Here is a 2,846-nt window from a genome sequence, read left to right as displayed (position 1 = left end):
AAAAAACGTGAAGTATGCGGCATATTTTTGCGCTTTTCCTTAACTTAATGGCAGTGACGCTCCAGCGTGGGAACGCCGTCTTGTCCGCTCCCGCGGACTCAGCTCCTCTGTGCTGATCGGCGTTGGCTGTTAGCCTACCGAGGTGCTTAATCGACGCTGGAGCGTCAAGATCCCTCCTCCGTCGGGACAAGTTTGCTCCCACGCTGGAGCCTGGGGAGCCAGCCGAAAATCAATGCCAGTAGAAAATCAACAGGTTAGTTTTTAGACAGCCTCTTACCGTCGTCCGCGATCAGCCGGTCGATTGCCCCTAAACGCCGCCGGAAATATTCGTCGTACTGATCCATTCCGGCGTCCTTGTATACATGCCAGGCATCCTCCATGTGGCGGCGGGCCTCCTCCAACCGCGCCGTGCCCGACTCACGTTCGCCCAGGACCTTAAGGGCCTTGCCCAGGTTGTTTTGGGTAGTTGCCCACTGGAGGGGCACCCGCTCGCGGGTGTACTCCTGCAAGGCAGCCCGGAAGGCGGCCACCGCTTCTTTCAATCGCTCGGTGTCCGATGCGCGTTCGCCGAGCCTCCAAAGGGCGAGGCCCAGGTTGTTTTGAATCGTGGCCCACTGGAGGGGCACACGGTCGCGGGTTATCTCCTGCAAGGCGTCCCGGTAAGCGGCTACTGCTTCCTCCAAACGCTCGGTGCCCGACTCGCGTTCGCCGAGAATCCCAAGGGCGACACCCAGGTTGGTTTGGGTCATGGCCCAATCCAGAGGCACCCGCTCACGGGTCCGCTCCTGCAAGGCAGCCCGGTAGGCGGCTACCGCCTCCTCCAAGCGCTCGGTGCCCGCCTCCCGTTCGCCGAGTCTCAAAAGGGCGTTACCCAGGTTGTTTTGGGTCATGGCCCAATCCAGGGGCACGCGGTCGCGGGTCCGCTCCTGCAGGGCGGCCCGGTAGGCGGCTACCGCCGCTTCCAAGCGCTCGGTGCCCGACTCCCGTTCGCCGAGCCTCCAAAGGGCGAGGCCCAGGTTGTTCTGGGTCATGGCCCACTGGAGGGGCACCCGGTCGCGGGTCCGTTCCTGCAAGGCGTCCCGGTAAGCGGCTATGGCTTCCTTCAAGCGCTCGGTGCCCGACTCACGTTCGCCGAGGACCCGAAGGGCGATGCCCAGGTTGTTTTGGGTCATGGCCCAATCCAGGGGCACCCGCTCACGAGTCTGCTCCTGCAAGGCGGCCCGATAAGCGGTCACCGCCGCCTCCAGGCGCTCGGTGCCCGACTCCCGTTCCCCCAGGGTCTGAAGGGCGATGCCCAGGTTGTTTTGGGTCCTGGCCCAATCCAGGGGCACCCGGTCGCGGGTCTGCTCCTGCAAGGCGTCCCGGTAGGCGGCTACCGCCGCCTCCAAGCGCTCGGTGCCCGATTCCCGTTCGCCGAGTCTTGCAAGGGCGCTGCCCAGGTTGTTTTGTATCCTGGCCCAATCCAGGGGCATCTGATCGCGGGGGTATGCTTCGAGCAAATCCCGGTAGGCCCGGATTGCCGCCTTCAGGGCGGCATTGTCTCCCTTTTCGTTACCCTGGCGGTAGAGTGCCTTGGCACGCTGCCATCGATAAGCCAACCGCGGTTCCGGCTTGGCAGCGGGGACCAGCTCGGCGGCGGCGGCGAATCGTTCCGCGGCCTCCCGATAGCGCAGCCGGATCAGCAAGACCTCGGCCCGCTCGGCCCGGACTGCCGCCGCGGAGAGCCGGCGCCGCTCCACCGCCGTCTGCGCTGCTTGCAGCAGCTCCTCCGCCGCCCGGATACCGGCCAGCTCCCGTTGTTCGGCCTGGTCCAGGAGGCGTTCGGCCCGGTCATAATCTCCCGCTTCGATAGCGGTCCGGGCCTGGTCGAGCAGCGTCCGCACCGCCGGGTCCTCGGTCTCTAACCCAGCCAGGCGTTCCAGGGCCTGTTTGTGGCGCAGCGCGATCTCGGGGAGACGTGCCGCCCACTGCTCGGCCGGGACCTCCTGCTCCAGGATGACAAAGAAGGTGCCTAGCGCCTGCTCCGTGACTCCGAGTTGGACCTTGAGCGCGGTAAACTTGTCCTGGAGTTCCTGACGCCCCGCCCGCTGATCGGCCATCAAATCGCGGACGAGCTGGTCGGGGATATGATTGATAGCGACGGAGAGGTCGCGACCTGCGTAGCCCCCATCGAGCTCGATCCGAGACGCCCCCGCGCCCGTGGCGGACGCGGGGGCTAATGTTTTGGGTCCTTGTTACCCCCGGTGGCCTGGATGGAGAGATCGATATCGCCTTGTGCCTTTGCGTCCTTGAGCCGGACGTCACCGCCGACTCGGTTCTCCGCGCTCAGATCACCGCCCGCGTCAAGGCCCTCACCCTCGATCCGGCCCGGTCCTGGCGGGGATGGATCCCCTCCCTTCAGGCTTACTTCCGTGCCGAAAGGAAAGATCGCACGGATGTTCACACTGTCGCGGAAGATGAGTACGAAGACTACCACCACGACGGCGACCGACGCCGCCACCAGGACCATTGCCTTGTTCTTTGACACGGAGACCTCCTCGAAACCCGATTGGCCGGAAGGAAAATATAGCACGGACCAGCCGTTACAGAGGGTGTCGCAAAAGCCCCTCTCCCGCTGGGAGGGTGTCGTAAAAGGTGACGCCCGACGTAGCGCAGGCGTCTCGCCTGCATGGTTTGGGGATAGGCCACCCTTTTCTCGTTCCCAGGCGCTGCGTGGGAAGGTGGCAGCTCCGCGCCGCGGAGAGCATCGGGCCGGTGTCCAGCATTCGTATACCCGTCGCGCGTGAATATTTCGGTAAGCGAGGTGTGCCGATGGTGCCCGAGCGCAAGGCGCGGCGAGGAGGAAT

General features: G+C 64.8%; 2 protein-coding genes. Both read right to left on the bottom strand.

Annotated features, from left to right (window positions below):
• Positions 1-254 precede the first annotated feature (254 nt).
• Positions 255-2,099 carry a tetratricopeptide repeat protein gene (locus BQ17_RS07375; protein ID WP_089725723.1) on the bottom strand — a complete coding sequence of 615 codons (1,845 nt, stop codon included), beginning with the start codon at positions 2,097-2,099 and terminating at the stop codon, positions 255-257.
• Positions 2,100-2,215: 116 nt separating this feature from the next.
• Positions 2,216-2,527 (bottom strand): hypothetical protein, encoded by a 312-nt coding sequence (locus tag BQ17_RS07370; protein WP_141699153.1) that lies wholly within the window; start codon positions 2,525-2,527, stop codon positions 2,216-2,218.
• Positions 2,528-2,846: the final 319 nt, after the last annotated feature.

Source organism: Candidatus Thiosymbion oneisti (genome assembly GCF_900092655.1).
GTDB lineage: Bacteria > Pseudomonadota > Gammaproteobacteria > Chromatiales > Chromatiaceae > Thiosymbion > Thiosymbion oneisti.
The sequence above is the reverse complement of the archived record's forward strand: the minus strand, read 5'-3'. Positions and strand labels throughout refer to the sequence as shown.